This window comes from Exiguobacterium sp. KKBO11, assembly GCF_001644945.1.
Taxonomy (GTDB): Bacteria; Bacillota; Bacilli; order Exiguobacteriales; family Exiguobacteriaceae; genus Exiguobacterium_A; species Exiguobacterium_A abrahamii.
In genome coordinates, this window is the sequence record NZ_LUCU01000035.1 from 1 (window position 1) to 384 (window position 384).

General features: G+C 55.5%; 1 protein-coding gene. It reads right to left on the reverse strand.

Features of this window, described 5'->3' with window-relative positions:
- Positions 1-323 (reverse strand): DUF3108 domain-containing protein (locus AYO36_RS12670; RefSeq protein ID WP_156501859.1); only part of this gene is annotated, 323 nt, incomplete at its 3' end.
- Between the last annotated feature and the right edge of the window lie 61 nt (positions 324-384).

The window sequence follows — 384 nt, forward strand, 5'->3', positions numbered from 1 at the left end:
TCATAGGTGCGCACGCGTTTGCCGTCCTTATAGACCAGCGAATACTCGTTGGCCTGCAGCCGATGGCCACGTCTCGCGCCGGAAACGGTCGTCTTGCCGGAAATATCCTTGAGAATGCTGGCAAGACCGGCGGCACTGAAGGACCCGGAGATCGAATAATTTGGTCCATCCATGCGAGTCGAAAAACTCGCTTTGGCAATCGGCAAAATGCCGAGATTGATGCTGTATTCGCTTGTGTGGCGCGCTTCGGCAGCGAGCGAGGGGGAGACACCCGCTAACGCCATTGTCGCGGCCACGAAAATGCTTTTTCCTCTGGCAATCATTTCGATATCACCTTAAAAGAGGCGCGGAAGCGGCCTTATCGGGCGATGATATACGCCGACT